The organism is Microbacterium sp. ZW T5_45 (genome assembly GCF_044987415.1).
Lineage (GTDB): Bacteria > Actinomycetota > Actinomycetes > Actinomycetales > Microbacteriaceae > Microbacterium.
Map to the genome: position 1 here is coordinate 17,329 of NZ_JBJDRJ010000014.1, position 14,404 is coordinate 31,732.

General features: G+C 68.6%; 12 protein-coding genes, 1 tRNA gene and 1 pseudogene. 12 read left to right on the plus strand and 2 right to left on the minus strand.

The features are described 5' to 3' along the window. Nucleotides 1-124: 124 nt before the first annotated feature. Together ACI3KS_RS09370 and ACI3KS_RS09375 are read left to right on the plus strand one after the other, a co-directional pair. Complete coding sequence (locus ACI3KS_RS09370) at nucleotides 125-895, plus strand: FadR/GntR family transcriptional regulator (protein WP_404917533.1); 771 nt, start codon at nucleotides 125-127, stop codon at nucleotides 893-895. A gap of 18 nt (nucleotides 896-913) precedes the next feature. Then, nucleotides 914-1,804, plus strand: coding sequence for a nucleoside hydrolase (locus ACI3KS_RS09375; protein ID WP_404917535.1), 891 nt, complete (start codon nucleotides 914-916; stop codon nucleotides 1,802-1,804). A 229-nt stretch (nucleotides 1,805-2,033) separates the two neighbouring features. Here the strand turns inward: ACI3KS_RS09375 and ACI3KS_RS09380 are convergent, their stop codons facing one another. Then, nucleotides 2,034-2,999, minus strand: coding sequence for a serine hydrolase domain-containing protein (locus tag ACI3KS_RS09380; protein WP_404917537.1), 966 nt, complete (start codon nucleotides 2,997-2,999; stop codon nucleotides 2,034-2,036). 47 nt (nucleotides 3,000-3,046) lie between these two features. On the opposite strand from ACI3KS_RS09380, the gene ACI3KS_RS09385 reads away from it, so the two are divergent. From ACI3KS_RS09385 to ACI3KS_RS09425, 9 genes are all read left to right on the plus strand, one after another. Then, nucleotides 3,047-4,825 (plus strand): ABC transporter ATP-binding protein, encoded by a 1,779-nt coding sequence (locus tag ACI3KS_RS09385; RefSeq protein ID WP_404917539.1) that lies wholly within the window; start codon nucleotides 3,047-3,049, stop codon nucleotides 4,823-4,825. 64 nt (nucleotides 4,826-4,889) lie between these two features. Beyond that, the gene (locus tag ACI3KS_RS09390) at nucleotides 4,890-5,978 is read left to right on the plus strand and encodes a Gfo/Idh/MocA family protein (protein WP_404917541.1); all 1,089 of its coding nucleotides are present in this window, start codon (nucleotides 4,890-4,892) and stop codon (nucleotides 5,976-5,978) included. Next, on the plus strand, nucleotides 5,975-6,886 hold the full coding sequence (locus tag ACI3KS_RS09395) for a hypothetical protein (protein WP_404917543.1): 912 nt from the start codon (nucleotides 5,975-5,977) through the stop codon (nucleotides 6,884-6,886). Before ACI3KS_RS09390 ends, ACI3KS_RS09395 begins: the two co-directional genes overlap by 4 nt. A 182-nt stretch (nucleotides 6,887-7,068) precedes the next feature. Continuing rightward, nucleotides 7,069-8,364, plus strand: a complete 1,296-nt coding sequence (locus tag ACI3KS_RS09400) for an ABC transporter substrate-binding protein (RefSeq protein WP_404917545.1) — start codon at nucleotides 7,069-7,071, stop codon at nucleotides 8,362-8,364. 59 nt (nucleotides 8,365-8,423) lie between these two features. Next, on the plus strand, nucleotides 8,424-9,425 hold the full coding sequence (locus tag ACI3KS_RS09405) for a carbohydrate ABC transporter permease (protein ID WP_404917547.1): 1,002 nt from the start codon (nucleotides 8,424-8,426) through the stop codon (nucleotides 9,423-9,425). Continuing rightward, nucleotides 9,422-10,333, plus strand: a complete 912-nt coding sequence (locus ACI3KS_RS09410; RefSeq protein ID WP_404917549.1) for a carbohydrate ABC transporter permease — start codon at nucleotides 9,422-9,424, stop codon at nucleotides 10,331-10,333. Before ACI3KS_RS09405 ends, ACI3KS_RS09410 begins: the two co-directional genes overlap by 4 nt. Nucleotides 10,334-10,335: 2 nt before the next feature. Next, nucleotides 10,336-10,995, plus strand: coding sequence for a hypothetical protein (locus tag ACI3KS_RS09415; protein WP_404917551.1), 660 nt, complete (start codon nucleotides 10,336-10,338; stop codon nucleotides 10,993-10,995). Nucleotides 10,996-11,057: 62 nt separating this feature from the next. Then, entirely contained in the window at nucleotides 11,058-12,062 is a 1,005-nt protein-coding gene (locus ACI3KS_RS09420) for a LacI family DNA-binding transcriptional regulator (RefSeq protein WP_404917553.1), read from the plus strand. A gap of 310 nt (nucleotides 12,063-12,372) precedes the next feature. Beyond that, nucleotides 12,373-12,461 (plus strand) — tRNA-Ser (locus tag ACI3KS_RS09425). A gap of 15 nt (nucleotides 12,462-12,476) precedes the next feature. Here the strand turns inward: ACI3KS_RS09425 and ACI3KS_RS09430 are convergent. Then, nucleotides 12,477-13,400, minus strand: coding sequence for a helix-turn-helix transcriptional regulator (locus tag ACI3KS_RS09430; RefSeq protein ID WP_404917555.1), 924 nt, complete (start codon nucleotides 13,398-13,400; stop codon nucleotides 12,477-12,479). Between the two features lie 149 nt (nucleotides 13,401-13,549). On the opposite strand from ACI3KS_RS09430, the pseudogene ACI3KS_RS09435 reads away from it, so the two are divergent. Then, a pseudogene (locus ACI3KS_RS09435) lies at nucleotides 13,550-14,389 on the plus strand (SDR family oxidoreductase). The last annotated feature ends 15 nt before the right edge of the window (nucleotides 14,390-14,404 follow it).

Below are 14,404 nucleotides of genomic sequence, written 5' to 3' on the forward strand. Positions count from 1 at the left end.
CAGTGAGGAAACGTTTTCTCGCTTGGTGCGGAGAAGGGCGACCGTGGCCGCCCGCCGCCAGTCTGCCAAACCGGTTGACCGAAATCAATGTCGAAATCGCGACGACTGCCGTATCTTGATTCCCATGCCCGCGTTTCCCGACGACCGCTCCGCCGAGATCACCGCGGCTCTCGGCGTGCTGCCGTCCGGCACCCCGGTGTCGGAGGTCGCCCGCCGGATGCTCGACCTGTTCACCGGTGGTTCGATCGCCGCCGGCACCCGCCTCCCGCCGGAGCGGCAGCTCGCGACGACTCTCGGCGTCGGGCGCTCGGCGGTTCGGGAAGCCCTGGCCGCTCTCGAGATCCTCGGGATCGTCGATGTGCGCCCCGGTTCGGGCACCTATCTGCGGGGCTCAGCGAGCGAGCTGCTGCCGCAGACGCTGCGCTGGGGTCTGTTGATCGGGGAGCGCAACACCGCCGAGCTGCTCGAACTGCGCGAGGGGCTGGAGATCTTCGTGGCGCGGCTCGCCGCAGCGCGCGCCGACGAGACGATCACGGCACGGCTCGAGAAGGACGTGTCCCGCATGCGCGAGAGCTACGACGACCTGAACGCGTTCGCGCGGGCCGACCTCGACTTCCACCACGCCCTCGCCGAGGCGGCGGGGAATGCGACGCTGACCGACCATCTGCACGTGATCCGTTCGCTCCTCCAGGTGTACGCGGATCGTGCCGTGCACGACCGCGAGCACGCGGAGATCGCCACCTCCGAGCATGAGGCGGTTCTTGCCGCGGTCCGTGGCGGAGACGGCGACGCCGCGGCATCCGCCATGGCCGTGCACATGGCCACCGCCACCGCTCGACTGCTCGCCGAGCGCGCCGACCCCCCCATCCCGCTGAACGCCACCGACGGCCGCTGAGGGCCACCGAAGGACGACATGATCAACGACGATCGACGCACCCGCCGCGTCATCATCAACTCCGATGTGAAGAACGAGGCCGACGACCAGTTCGCCATCGTGCACGCGCTGCTCTCGCACACGCTCGATGTGCGAGGGGTGATCCCTGCGCACTTCGGCACGCACCGCACGACCGAATCTCTCGCCGAATCCCGCGCCGAGCTCGACCTGCTGCTCGAGCTCCTCGACCTCGGTCGCGACGTCCCCACCGCCGACGGCGCCCCGCACGCGCTTCCCGACGAGAGCACGCCCGTCGACAGCCCCGGTGCGCGGCTGATCATCGAGGAGGCGCGGCGGACGGATGCCGGGCCGCTGTTCATCGCGTTCCTCGGGCCGCTCACCGACATGGCGAGTGCGCTGCTGCTCGCGCCCGACATCGCCGACACCGACACCACGGTGATCTGGATCGGCGGCCCGCCCTACGGCGACCTCGTCTCGGTCGGATCGTGGCCGGAGTTCAATCTGCGCAACGACATCGCCTCGGCGAACGTCGTGCTCGATTCCGGCATCCGCCTGTGGCAGGTGCCCTCGAACATCTACCGTCAGGTGAACGTCGGCTATGCAGAACTCGAGGCGCGCGTCGAGCCGCAGGGAGAGCTCGGCCGCTACCTCGCCCAGCAGGTCGTCGACTTCAACTCGCAGTACCACCGCGTCGCCGTGGAGTCGCGCTCGCTCGGGGATTCGCCGGCCATCGCGCTGATGATCGACCCGTTCTGTGCCGCGATGCGCCGGCAGCCGGGGGTGCGGTTCACCGCCGATGGGCACTACGAGGCCGCCGACCCCGAGCGGGAGATCCTCGTGGTCGAGAGCGTCGACGTGCGCTTCCTGCTCGAAGACATGTTCGCCAAGATCGCCCGGCACGCCGGCTGAACCGGGGGTGCCCTCGGAACCCCTGCACGCCGGACTGATCCGTCACGCCGGCTGACCTTTCGGGGTGCCTGACCGGCATCCGCGTGCATTTCGTCGGGTCGAAATCGCTTCGTCGGGGGAGAACGCGTTTTCCGGCCCGATATTCGGTGATCGGCCCGACAAACCGTCGCGGTCTCGGCCCCGTCGCGGTCTCGACCCGGTCCTGCTCGACGGAGTCGGGACCGGTCGATCAGACCCCGGCGACGACCGCGTTGTCGAGCTGGTCCGGATCCACGCCGGGGCGAGCGTACGCATTGGTGAGCAGCACCCAGCAGACGCTGGCACTCGGATGCACCCAGAACTCGGTACCCGCCCACCCGCCGTGGCCGTACACGTCGCGGTCGATCAGGCCGGCGGCGCGCGAGCGCAGGTTTAGGGTGAAGCCCCAGTCCTGACCCCGTTCGGCGGGGTAGGGGTCCAGGCGTGGGATGTCTCCGGTGAGCGGTCGCCGCATCATGGCGAGCCCGGCAGGAGTGAGGATGCCGTCGCGCGCGCCCTGATCGATCCGCAGCAGTTCCGAGCCGATGCGCAGCAGATCCTCCGCCCGACCGAGCAGCCCCGCGCCGGGCGCGCGCGTCGCGCGGAACCGGTGCATGTCGAGGCCGCCGGCCGCGGCATCAGGCACGTCGACCGACCCCTCGTGCTCGAGCGTCAGACCGGTCGCTCCCACCGAACGCGCCCACTCGAGCGTTCCGGCATCCCAGGTCGTGCCGGTGGTGTGCTCGATCAGGGCGGCGACGCCCTCGAATGCGATGGTCGAGTAGCGGGAGGCGGTACCGGCGGCGAAGTCGCGGCCCCGGGTGAGCAGCTCCTCGCGCAGGGGCACGGCGGTGTCGAGCGGCGGTTCCGCGATGCCCGAGGTGTGCGAGGCGAGGTGCCGCAGTCGCACGACGTCGTCGCGCTCGGCTCCGAACGAGGGCAGCGCGTCGGTCAGCGGGGTGTCGGGGGTGAGCAGCCCGCGCTCGATCGCCCTGGTCGCGGTGATCCCGGTGAGCATCTTGGTGATCGAGAACAGCGGGTAGACGGCGTCGGGATCCGCCCCGAACGCGTCGAGGGTGCGGATGCCGCCGGCGTCGGCCACTCCCACGACGGCGGTGGGCAGGCGCCCTGCGTCGACATGACGGCGGGCCCAGTCGATGGCGGATGCGAACTCCATGATGTCGCCTCTTCTCTGCGGTGGCTTGTTGTGCCTACGATAGGAGCATGCCACAGAAAGCGCTTTCCCATCCGGCCGCGCTCGTGGACGGTCAGCATCCGGTCCGCTCCGTGCTGCGACTGCTCGCGCGGCGCCCGTGGCGTCTGACCTTCGCCGTCGCGGCGTTCACGGTCAAGGAGATCCCGCTGTGGTTCCTGCCGGTGATCACGGCGGGCATCATCGACATCGTCGCGAGTGATGGCGATGTCGCCGGCGTGCTCTGGTGGTTCGCGCTCGCCGCGGTGCTGCTCGTGCAGAACTACCCGAACAACATCCTCTACACCCGCAACTTCATGACGGTCGTGCGCGACCTGGGCGCCGACCTGCGCAACGCGCTCACGGCGCGACTGCAGAGCCTGTCGATCGGCTACCACACCCGCACGAGCTCATCGATCGTGCAGACCAAGGTCGTGCGCGACGTCGAGAACGTCGAGCTGATGCTGCAACAGGTGACCCACCCGCTGCTCTCCTCGCTCATGGTCATGGTCGGTGCGCTCGCGATGACGGCGATCACGGTGCCCCAGTTCCTGCCGGTGTACGCGCTCGCGGTGCCGATCGCGATCGCCATCCGCTATGCGATGCGCAACCGCTCGAGGCGTCGCAACGAGATCTTCCGGCGGGAGATCGAGACCCTGTCGGCGCGCGTCGGCGAGATGGCCTCGTTGATCCCGGTGACCCGCGCCCACGGTCTCGAGGAGACCGCGATCACCCGCGTCGCCGGCGGAGCCGATGGCGTGCGGCGCGCCGGTCTCGACCTCGACCTGCTCAACGGGCGGGTCGCCTCGATGTCGTGGGTCGCCATGCAACTGCTCGGCGTCGCCTGCCTCATGCTCGCGGCGGTCTGCGCGCTCACCGGCTTCCTGCCGATCACGCCCGGTGAGGTCGTCATGCTCTCCACGTACTTCACCCTGCTCACCGGCGGCATCACGCAGTTGCTCATGCTGATCCCCGTCGGTGCGCGCGGGCTGGAGTCCGTGCGGTCGATCGCCGAGGTGCTGCAGGAACCCGACGTCGAGCAGAACTCGGGCAAGAGCCGGGTCGAGACGGTCGGCGGCGAGATCGTGCTGCAGACGGCGACCCATCGATACGCGGATGCCGATGACGACGCGCTGCGTGCGATCGATCTGCGCATCGCGCCAGGGGAGACGGTCGCGTTCGTGGGGTCATCGGGTTCGGGCAAGTCCACGATGCTGAACCTCGTGCTGGGCTTCGTGCGACCGACCAGCGGTCGCATCCTGCTCGACGGACGCGACATGCAGGAGCTGGACCTGCGTACCGTCCGGCGATCGATCTCGGTCGTGCCGCAGGAATCGGTGCTGTTCGAGGGCTCGATCTTCGACAACGTGACCTACGGGCTGCGCGACGCCTCGCCAGATCGCGTCGAGCAGGCGCTGCGTGACGCGAACGCCTGGGAGTTCGTCTGCGATCAGCCCCAAGGCTGGGACACCGTGGTCGGGGAACGCGGGGCGCGGCTCTCAGGCGGACAGCGCCAGCGGCTCGCGATCGCCAGGGCGCTGGTCCGCGACCCGCGCATCCTGCTGCTCGACGAGGCCACCAGCGCCCTCGACCCCGAGTCCGAGGGGCTGGTGAAGGAGGCGCTGGAGCGGCTCATGGCCGGCCGCACCACACTGGTCGTCGCGCACCGTCTGTCGACGATCCGTCGCGCCGATCGCATCGTCGTGCTCGAGCACGGCAGAGTGGTCGAGCAGGGCTCGCATGAGGAGCTGCTCGCCGCTGGTGGACGCTACGCCCACCTGCACCTGGTGCAGAACGGGGCGTCCCGATGAGCGGGTCCCTGAGCCTGCCGAAGGTCCCGTCCCGCACCCGCCATCCCCGTCCCGAGGAGGACTCATGACCACGCCGACCCTCCGCTGCGCACTCGTCGGCACCGGCGCCGTCGCGAACCTGCACGCGAGGGCGGTGGCCGCGCACCCGCTGGCCGAGCTGGTCGCCGTCGCCGACATCCGTCTCGACGCCGCAGAGGCGTTCGCCGCGCAGTACGGCGTCGCGGCAGCCTATGGCGATCTCGACGAGATGCTCGCCGCGCAGCATCCGGACGTCGTCCTCATCTGCACCCCGCCCGGCGTGCACCGCGAGCAGGCGCTCGCCGCCTTCGCCGCCGGCGCCCACGTCGTGGTCGAGAAGCCGCCGGCACCGTCGCTCGACGAACTCGACGAGATGCGGGCCGCCGCCGACCGGGCCGGACGCCGCCTGGCGGTCGTGTTCCAACAGCGCACCGGAACGGGTGCCGCACACGTCCGCGCACTGCTGCGCAGTGGGGCGCTGGGTCGTCCGCTCGTCGCCGTCTGCCAAACGCTGTGGTTCCGCGGCGCCGACTACTTCGCGGTGCCGTGGCGCGGCGAGTGGGCGACGGAGGGCGGGGGCACGACCCTGGGGCACGGCATCCACCAGATCGATCTGCTCGCGCACCTGCTCGGCGACTGGTCCGCCGTGCAGGGGCGGCTGTGGCGGCTCGACCGCGAGACCGAGACCGAAGACGTCTCGACCGCGACCGTGCTGTTCGAGGGCGGTGTGGTCGCGCAGCTCGTGACCAGTGCGGTGTCGCCGCGCGAGACGAGCTCGATCCGCATCGACACCCAGAAGGCGACCATTTCGGTCGACCACCTCTACGGGCACGGGCATGAGAACTGGCGCATCACCCCCGCGCCCGGATTCGAGGACGAGGCCGCCGGCTGGGCGTTCCCCGACGCGGAGGAGCGCAGCGACCACGCGCCACTGCTGCGCGACGTGTTCGACGCCCTGCTCGATGACGCGCCGCTGCCGGCGACGGCGGACGCTCCGGCCCGCTCGCTCGAGATCGTCGCCGCCGTCTACGCCTCGGCGGCCGCCGACGGCGCGGTCGTGACCCCCGAGATCCTCGCCGCGCACCCCACGCACCGGGCGGGCTTCGCGAGCCCGGTGACGGACCTGCGGGCATGAGCGAGCTCTACCGCGACCCCGTGTACGACGGGCCGACCGATCCGCGGGTCGTGATCGACGACGCCGGCCGCTGGTGGATGTTCTACACCCAGCGTCGGGCGAACGTCGCGGATGCCGGGCCTGGCGTCTCGTGGATCCACGGCACCCGCATAGGCGTCGCCGCGTCGGCGGACGGACTCGAGTGGAGCTATCAGGGTACCCTCGAGCCTTCGGCGTCCGGTCTCGCGCTCGATCCGGCCGGACCACCCGAGCTCGTCGACCGCACGCACTGGGCGCCCGAGGTGATCCACGACGGCACGCGCTGGCGGATGTACCTCACCGAGATCGACGGCATCCCCGATCGGTGGCCGGGCCACGCCAGGGCGATCGTCGAGTACGTGTCAGAGGATCTGCGTTCCTGGCAGCGGATCGGTCCGCTCGCACTGGCGAGCGACCGCGTGATCGACGCCGCTGCGGCCCGCACTCCTGACGGACGCTGGCGACTCTGGTACAAGGACGAGGCGGCGGATTCGGTCACGAAGGTCGCGGTCTCGGACGACCTCGTGTCGTGGTGCGACGAGGGGGTCGCGATCGGCGGACGCCCGCATGAGGGGCCTACCGTGTTCGAGCTCGGCAGCTGGTGGTGGATGATCGTCGACGAGTGGCGGGGGATGGGCGTGTACCGCTCATCGGATGCCGTGACCTGGACCCGCCAAGGTGGGGAGGATGCGGTGATCCTCGACGCGGCACCGGCCGGAGGCCTCGGCAGCCACGGTGCTCAGGTGCGTCACGGCGATGACCTGTGGTTCCACTACTTCGCGCGCCCCGAGGTCGGGGAGCCCCATGCTGCGGGGGAGATGCGCCGCTCGGCGGTGTACCGCGGACGCCTCGTCGTGCGTGAGGATGCGCTGAAGATCGATATTCTCTGAATACGGGGCACTATAGTGTGAGAAAACGTTTTATCGATCATCGCAGATCGCGCTTGCAAAACGTTTCAAACTGGTCTAGCGTGACGGTAAGCGTTTTCCCGATGTCCGGGTGAATCGCTCACCACACACGGACAGTGACGTTCCGCGGCTCAGCCGGACGAGGACGTTCAGAGAGGACGACGATGTTCAGCAAGAAGCGTGTGGCGGCCGTCGCGGCGGTCGCGACGAGTGCCGCGCTGGTGCTCGCAGGCTGCGGCGGGAGCAGCGCTCCCCAGGGGGAGCCGAGCTTCGACCCCGATGAGAAGGTCACGCTCGACCTCGCTTTCTGGGGCAACGACGTGCGCGCAGACCTGTACAACCAGGCGATCGACGCGTTCAACGAGGAATACCCGAACATCACGGTGAATGCGACGTTCCTCACCTTCCCCGAGTTCTGGGAGAAGCGTCAGACCGAGGCAGCGGGCGGCGGACTCCCCGACGTCATGCAGTTCGACTACTCGTACCTCCGTCAGTACTCCGAGAACGGACTCCTGCTCGACCTCGAGCCCTACCTCGGCAGCATCATCCAGACCGACGGGCTGTCGGACCAGATCCTCGGCATCGGCGTCGTCGACGACACGACCTACGGCATCACGACCTCCACGAACGCCTGGGGTCTGTTCACCAACCCGGCCCTCCTCGAGACCGCTGGTGTCTCGGAGTTCGAGGGTGGCAGCTGGGAGGACTACAACGACTGGATCGCCGAGGTCACCGAGGCCAGCGGCGGAGCGTTCTGGGGCGGAAGCGACTACACCGGCCGCATCCAGAACTTCGAGCTGCAGCTGCGCAGCGAGGGCAAGAACCTCTTCAACGAGGACGGCACCCCCGGCTTCGACGAGGAGCGGCTCACCGAGTTCTGGGAGTCGGGAGCGGATGCTCGCGACGGTCAGGTCGTGCCGCAGCAGGTGGTCGAGGAGCTCAACCCGCTCACCGCGTTCGACTCCGCGAAGGGAGCCAGTGAGCTGACCTGGGACAACTTCGGAGCCGGCTACCTCGCCAACCTCGGCGAGGGCTACACCGAACTCGGCCTCATCGCCCCTCCGGTCACGAAGGAAGGCGCGAAGGACCTCTACCTGAAGCCGTCGATGCTGCACACGATCTCGGCGAAGACCGAGCACCCCGAAGCCGCGGCAACCCTGGTGGACTTCCTGGTGAACTCGCCGGAGGCGGGGAAGATCTTCGGCACGAACCGCGGTCTGCCGGCATCCGAGACGGCTCTCGAAGCCGCCGACCTCGACACGATGAGCCAGCAGGTCAAGGACTACGAGGAGTCCATCGCCGACCGTCTCGGCGACGCGCCGCCCGTGCCGATCGTCGGCTACGGCACTCTCGAGGAGAAGTTCCGCGTGCTCGGCACCGAACTCAACTTCGGCACCACCACCGTCGATGACGCGGTCTCCCAGTTCTTCTCGGAGATGGACGTCGTCCTCAACCAGTGATCCCCGGCCGGGCCCGCGGCTGACGCGGGCCCGGCCCTCACAACTCGGAAGGAGTCGACGTGAGCACCACGGAGACACGGGTGATCGTCACCGAGAACCCATCCCCACGCGGCCGTGCTCTGCGCAGCGGTCGCCGCCCGGAGAAGGTGTTCGAGCGCCCCGGTCAGCGCGCCAGGTCGCGCAAGGAGACCGCGGCGGGCTACGCGTTCCTCACCCCGTGGCTGATCGGCTTCTTCGGCCTCACCGCCGTGCCGATGATCTACTCGCTGTACCTCTCGTTCACGAAGTACAACATCTTCCAGCCGCCCAAGTGGATCGGCTTCGACAACTATGTCCGCCTGTTCACGAGCGACCCGAACTTCATCCAGTCCTCGCAGATCACGCTGGTCTACGTCTTCATCGGAACCCCGATCACGCTGGCGGCCGCTCTCGGCGTCGCGATGCTGTTGAACTACCGAGACAAGGGCGCCGGCTTCTTCCGCTCGGCGTTCTACGCGCCGTCGCTGATCGGCGGCTCGGTCTCGGTGGCGATCGTGTGGAGGGCGATGTTCTCCAGCGAAGGGCCGGTCGACAGCGGACTGCAGATCTTCGGCATCGACATCGGCGGCTGGATCGGCAACCCCGACCTGATCCTTCCGATGATGATCCTGCTGGCTGTGTGGCAGTTCGGGTCGACGATGGTGATCTTCCTCGCGGGTCTCAAGCAGATCCCGAAGGAGCTGTACGAGGCGGCCGAGATGGACGGCGCGAACGCGTTCCGCCGGTTCAGCGCCGTGACGATCCCGATGCTCTCGCCGGTGATGTTCTTCAACCTGCTGCTCGGCCTGATCGGCGCCTTCCAGGTGTTCGCCTCGGCGTACATCATCTCCAACGGAACCGGCGGCCCCGCCGGGATGACGAACTTCATCACCGTGTACCTGTACAAGCGAGGATTCTCCGACGGACAGATGGGCTACGCGGCCGCGATCGCGTGGGTGCTGCTCATCGTCGTCGCGATCATCGCCTTCATCCTGTTCCGCACCCAGCGCTCCTGGGTGCACTACTCGGGAGACGACCGATGACCACCACGCGACCCGAACTCACCACCGAAGCCGTCGTGACGGCATCCGCTCCGTCCACCCGGCGGCGGGTGAGCCGCAAGACCTGGCAGACCGTCATCTGGTTCATCGGCCTCATCATCGTCACGGCCATCGTGCTGTACCCGCTGGTGTGGCTGTTCCTTTCGACGTTCAAGCCGAACTCGGAGTTCGGTCAGAACCCGGGCCTGTTCCCGAACGCGCCGACGATCGACAACTACGTCAAGATCTCCGAGGGCATCGCCGGAGTGCCCATGTGGCGCTTCTTCCTCAACTCGTTCGTGCTCGCGGCATCCGCAGTGGTCGGCACCGTGCTGTCGTCCGCTCTCGCGGCGTACGCGTTCGCACGGGTGCAGTTCAAGGGGCTCGGCGTCCTGTTCGCGGCGATGATCGGCACGCTGCTGCTGCCGTTCCACGTCGTGATCATCCCGCAGTACATCATCTTCAACCAGCTCGGCTGGGTCGACACGTTCATCCCGCTGATCCTGCCGAAGTTCCTCGCCACCGAGGCGTTCTTCGTGTTCCTGCTCGTGCAGTTCATCCGCCAGATGCCGCGCGACATGGACGAGGCCGCCCGCATCGACGGCGCCGGTCACCTCCGGATCTTCTGGTCGATCATCCTGCCGCTCATCAAGCCGGCGCTGATCACCTGTGCGATCTTCGCGTTCATCTGGGCGTGGAACGACTTCCTCGGGCCGCTGCTGTACTTGACGAGCCCCGAGAACTATCCGCTTCCGATCGCGCTGCGTCTGTACAACGACCAGACGTCGACGTCGGACTACGGTGCCACCGTCACGGCCTCGTTCGTCGCGCTGCTGCCGGTGCTGCTGTTCTTCGTCGTATTCCAGCGGTTCCTCGTCGACGGCGTCGCCACGCAAGGACTGAAGGGCTGACGATGTCGATCTTCAGCGGAGAGCGCAAGGCGGAGCGGGCCGCCGTCCGCGAGGCCCGCTCCGGTGCGGGCCCCACCCGCGAGGGTGTGGAGCCGGGGCGCAACCCCGGCGCCGCGGCGAAGTTCGGCCTGTTCGGCGAGGTGCTCACGGTCGGTCTGCTGATGGCCCTGCTCTCGCTCGCCGTCGTGACCCTGCCGATCGCCCTGGCCGCCGGCATCCGGCACCTGCGGCGTTTCGTCGCCGCCGAGGACTCGCGCACGACGTTGTTCTGGCAGGAGGTGCGCGCGGGGATCGTGCCGTCGCTCGCCGTCGGTGTCCCGGCGGCCGTGATCGCCGCGGTGCTGGGCCTCGACATCGTGCTCGCGGGCACGGGTGCTCTTCCCGGCGGTCAGGTCATCGCGGTGGTCGGCTGGGCGGGCCTGCTGGTGCTCGCGGTCGCGCTGCTCATCGCGGCCCAGCAGTGGGACCCGGCGCGGGGCTGGGCGATGGCCGTCCGTGCGGTGCCGCAGGCGGCGATGTCGGATGCCGCCGGCACGGCGTACCTCGCGGCCACGGCCGTGTTCGCCGGGGTCGTGACGTGGATGCTGGCGCCGCTCGTCATCGCCGGTCTCGGCTGCGCCGCGCTCGCCGCGGTGGCGATCCCCGAGCGTCGTATCCGATAGAAACCGCTCGGTGATGAGAGTGTTGTCCGATACGGTGATTTCTCTCTGAACGGGGGTGCCTGATGGCAGTCGGCGTCAAGGATGTCGCGGCCGCGGCGGGTGTGTCTGTCGGGACGGTCTCGAACGTGCTCAACCGGCCCGATCGGGTGTCGGAGGCGACGGTCGAGCGCGTGCAGCGCGTGATCCGGGAGCTGGGATTCGTGCGCAACGACGCGGCACGTCAGCTGCGGGCCGGGCGCAGTCGCAGTATCGGGCTCGTGGTGCCCGATATCGGCAACCCGTTCTTCGCCGAGGTCGCGCGAGGGGCCGAGGATCGGGCAGCGGATGCCGGCATGACCGTGCTGCTCGGCAACAGCGACGAGCGCGATGAGCGTCAGGTGGCGCATCTCGAGCTGTTCCAGGAGCAGCGGGTGAACGGCGTGCTGCTCACGCCCGCGTCGGACGACCTCACTGGTGTGCACCGGTTCGCCGCCGGGGGAACCCCGGTGATCCTCGTCGACCGCGAGGTCGAGCAGGGGCTGCTGCCGTCGGTGTCGGTCGACGACGTCGAGGGAGGGCGGCTCGCGGTGGATCATCTGCTGTCGTCGGGGCGACGTCGCATCGCCTACGTGTGCGGGCCGCGGTCGGTGCAGCAGGTGGCCGATCGTCTGGCTGGTGCGCAGGCTGCCGTCGATTCTTGTGCCGACGCGACCCTCGAGGTGATCGAGAAGCCGTCGCTCACGGTGCTGCAGGGGCGTGAGGCGGGGGAGGAGCTTGTCGCCCGCCCCGAGGGGGAGCGACCGGACGCCGTGTTCGCGGCGAACGATCTGCTCGCGGTCGGGCTGCTGCAGGCGTTCAGCTTCGGCTCCGGCATCCGTGTTCCCGAGGACATCGCGATGGTCGGCTACGACGACATCGACTTCGCGTCCGCGACCGTGGTGCCGTTGAGCTCGGTGCGCCAGCCCGCCCGGTTGCTCGGGTGGACCGGCGTCGATCTGCTGCTCAAGGAGCTCGACGGCGTCGACCACGACAGCAGGGTGCGGTTCCAGCCCGAGCTCGTGGTGCGGGACTCGTCGGCCGGTCGTTGAGCGCCCTTCGTCTCGTCGCTTCGCTCCTCGCTCAGGAACCGCGAAGCGAGACGAAACGCCCTTCGCTCGGAATGCGCACTTCCGGTCGTTGAGCGAGCGAAGCGAGACGAAACGTCCCGATCTCAGGAACCGAGAAGCTCTCCGGTCGTTGAGCGAGCGAAGCGAGACGAAACGTCCATGATCCGGTCGCTTCGCCCCGCGCTCAGGAACCGCGAGCGAGACGAAACGCCCCGATTCGCGAGTCGATTCGTGGCCGCCCGCCGGAACCGTTACACTGACAGAGTGCATCCGGTCTTCGGAGCGGATGCCTGGAGACGTCGCATAGTCCGGCCGAGTGCACCACCCTGCTAAGGTGGAGTCCCCTCACGGGGACCAGGGGTTCAAATCCCCTCGTCTCCGCAGTAGATTTCCTGGTCAGATCCTGAATCCAGGATCCGCCGAGGGCTGCGGGGCGTCGCGCTCGAGCGCATCGCGCCGCATCTCGGCATCGTTCGTCTCTGCACAGTTCGCGAGGATCTGTAGGCGATCGTGCGATTCCGATCCGGGCTCTGCCGAGAACGCGAGCATCTGAAGGTCGCGGTCGGACGCGAGATCCATGCTCTGGTAGGTCAGCGTCAGGTCTCCGACGATCGGGTGATGGATGCTCTTGAGCCCGGTGCGGTGCTCCTTGACGTCATGCGCACCCCAGAGCCTTCGGAAGAGCTCGCTGCGGGTGGAGAGCTCACCGACCAGATCGCTGAGCCGCCGGTCGTACGGTGAGCGTCCCGCCTCGGCGCGCAGGATCGCGACGATCTGACGGGTGTTGCTCGGCCAGTCCTGGTAAAAAGTCTGGGCTCTCGGATCGAGGAAGACGAAGCGCGCGGCGTTCGCGGGGGCGATCGCCGCATCGAGCATCTCGGAGAAGAGCGCGCGTCCGAGGCGGTTGGCGCCGATGAAGTCGAGGCGCCCGTTCTGGATGAATACCGGCACGGTGGACATCGCCTCGATGGTCTGCCGCATCCCCGCAGTCAACTGATGCGTGCGCGTCGCTCGACGACGCTGCGGATGCGCTCCGACGTTCGCCGCGCGGACGAGGTCGGTGAAGTGCGCGTGCTCGGCATCGTCGAGTCGCAGAGCGCGGCTCACGCCGTCGACGACGGCTTCGGAGACCCCGGTCGCGTTGCCGCGTTCCAGCCGCTTGTAGTACTCGGCGCTCATGCCGGCCAGCAGAGCGACTTCTTCGCGGCGAAGCCCGGGCACGCGGCGGCGCCCGCCGAAGTCCGGCAGCTCGACGTCTGCCAGCGTCAGCCTGGCTCGGCGAGTGGTGAGGAACTCGCTGAGGTCGTCGTGGATGTCCATGCCACCGACGTTACGCCTCGCGGCGCGATCGTGAGGGGCCCTGCGAGGGCACCTGTAGACGGGGCCACGCTCACGGCGAGAGATGCGCGTTGACTCGTTCCATCGGCCGCCCCGCACGGAGCGGCGAAGACTTCAGGAAAGGCATCACCATGAGCACGAACGTCTGGTTCATCACCGGGGCGGGCCGCGGCCTCGGCCTCGACATCGCCCGCGCAGCCCTCGCGGCAGGCCATTCGGTCGTCGCGACCGGCCGAGATGCGGCGCGAGTCGAGAAGGCGATCGGAGCGGCTGAGAACCTGTTCGCCGTCGCCCTCGACATCACCGACCCGGATGCCGCGGAGCGCGCGGCGGCTGCGGCCGTCGAGCGGTTCGGCCGCATCGATGTGCTCGTCAACAACGCGGGCAACTTCTACGCCGGATACTTCGAGAACATCAGCCCCGAGCAGTTCCGTGCCCAGGTGGAGACGAACTTCTTCGGACCGCTGAACGTGACGCGCGCGGTCCTCCCGGTGATGCGGGCGCAGCGCTCGGGACAGGTCATCACCGTGACCTCGGCCGCCGGACTCATGGGGCAGTAGTTCTGCGCGGCATACGCGGCATCGAAGTTCGCTCTCGAGGGATGGATGGAGTCCCTGCGCCACGACGTCGCACCGTTCGGCATCACGACCATGGCCGTCGAGCCCGGCTTCTTCCGCACCGAACTCCTCGTCGAGGGCGCGTCGACGATCTGGCCCGAGCTCGAGATCGAGGACTACGCCGAGCGCACTGCGCAGACGATCGCCGCCTGGAGTTCGATGAACGGACTTCAGGGCGGCGACCCCGAGAAGCTGGCGGACGCACTCGTCACGCTCTCCGACTCGGACGAGCTGCCGCTGCGATTCCTCGCTGGTGAGGACGTCATGAGCGGCGTCGAGCGGAACCTCGCCGCGATCCAGGGGCAGATCGACGCCCATCGCGCCCTGTCCGCCTCCCTCGCCTTCGACGAGTGAGCACCCGCAACCGCA

Coding starts and splice junctions, on each gene's coding strand:
- ACI3KS_RS09370 (WP_404917533.1), top strand. CDS start 125: ATGCCCGCGTTTCCCGACGACCGCTCCGCCGAGATCACCGCGGCTCTC.
- ACI3KS_RS09375 (WP_404917535.1), top strand. CDS start 914: ATGATCAACGACGATCGACGCACCCGCCGCGTCATCATCAACTCCGAT.
- ACI3KS_RS09380 (WP_404917537.1), bottom strand. CDS start 2,999: ATGGAGTTCGCATCCGCCATCGACTGGGCCCGCCGTCATGTCGACGCA.
- ACI3KS_RS09385 (WP_404917539.1), top strand. CDS start 3,047: ATGCCACAGAAAGCGCTTTCCCATCCGGCCGCGCTCGTGGACGGTCAG.
- ACI3KS_RS09390 (WP_404917541.1), top strand. CDS start 4,890: ATGACCACGCCGACCCTCCGCTGCGCACTCGTCGGCACCGGCGCCGTC.
- ACI3KS_RS09395 (WP_404917543.1), top strand. CDS start 5,975: ATGAGCGAGCTCTACCGCGACCCCGTGTACGACGGGCCGACCGATCCG.
- ACI3KS_RS09400 (WP_404917545.1), top strand. CDS start 7,069: ATGTTCAGCAAGAAGCGTGTGGCGGCCGTCGCGGCGGTCGCGACGAGT.
- ACI3KS_RS09410 (WP_404917549.1), top strand. CDS start 9,422: ATGACCACCACGCGACCCGAACTCACCACCGAAGCCGTCGTGACGGCA.
- ACI3KS_RS09415 (WP_404917551.1), top strand. CDS start 10,336: ATGTCGATCTTCAGCGGAGAGCGCAAGGCGGAGCGGGCCGCCGTCCGC.
- ACI3KS_RS09420 (WP_404917553.1), top strand. CDS start 11,058: ATGGCAGTCGGCGTCAAGGATGTCGCGGCCGCGGCGGGTGTGTCTGTC.
- ACI3KS_RS09430 (WP_404917555.1), bottom strand. CDS start 13,400: ATGGACATCCACGACGACCTCAGCGAGTTCCTCACCACTCGCCGAGCC.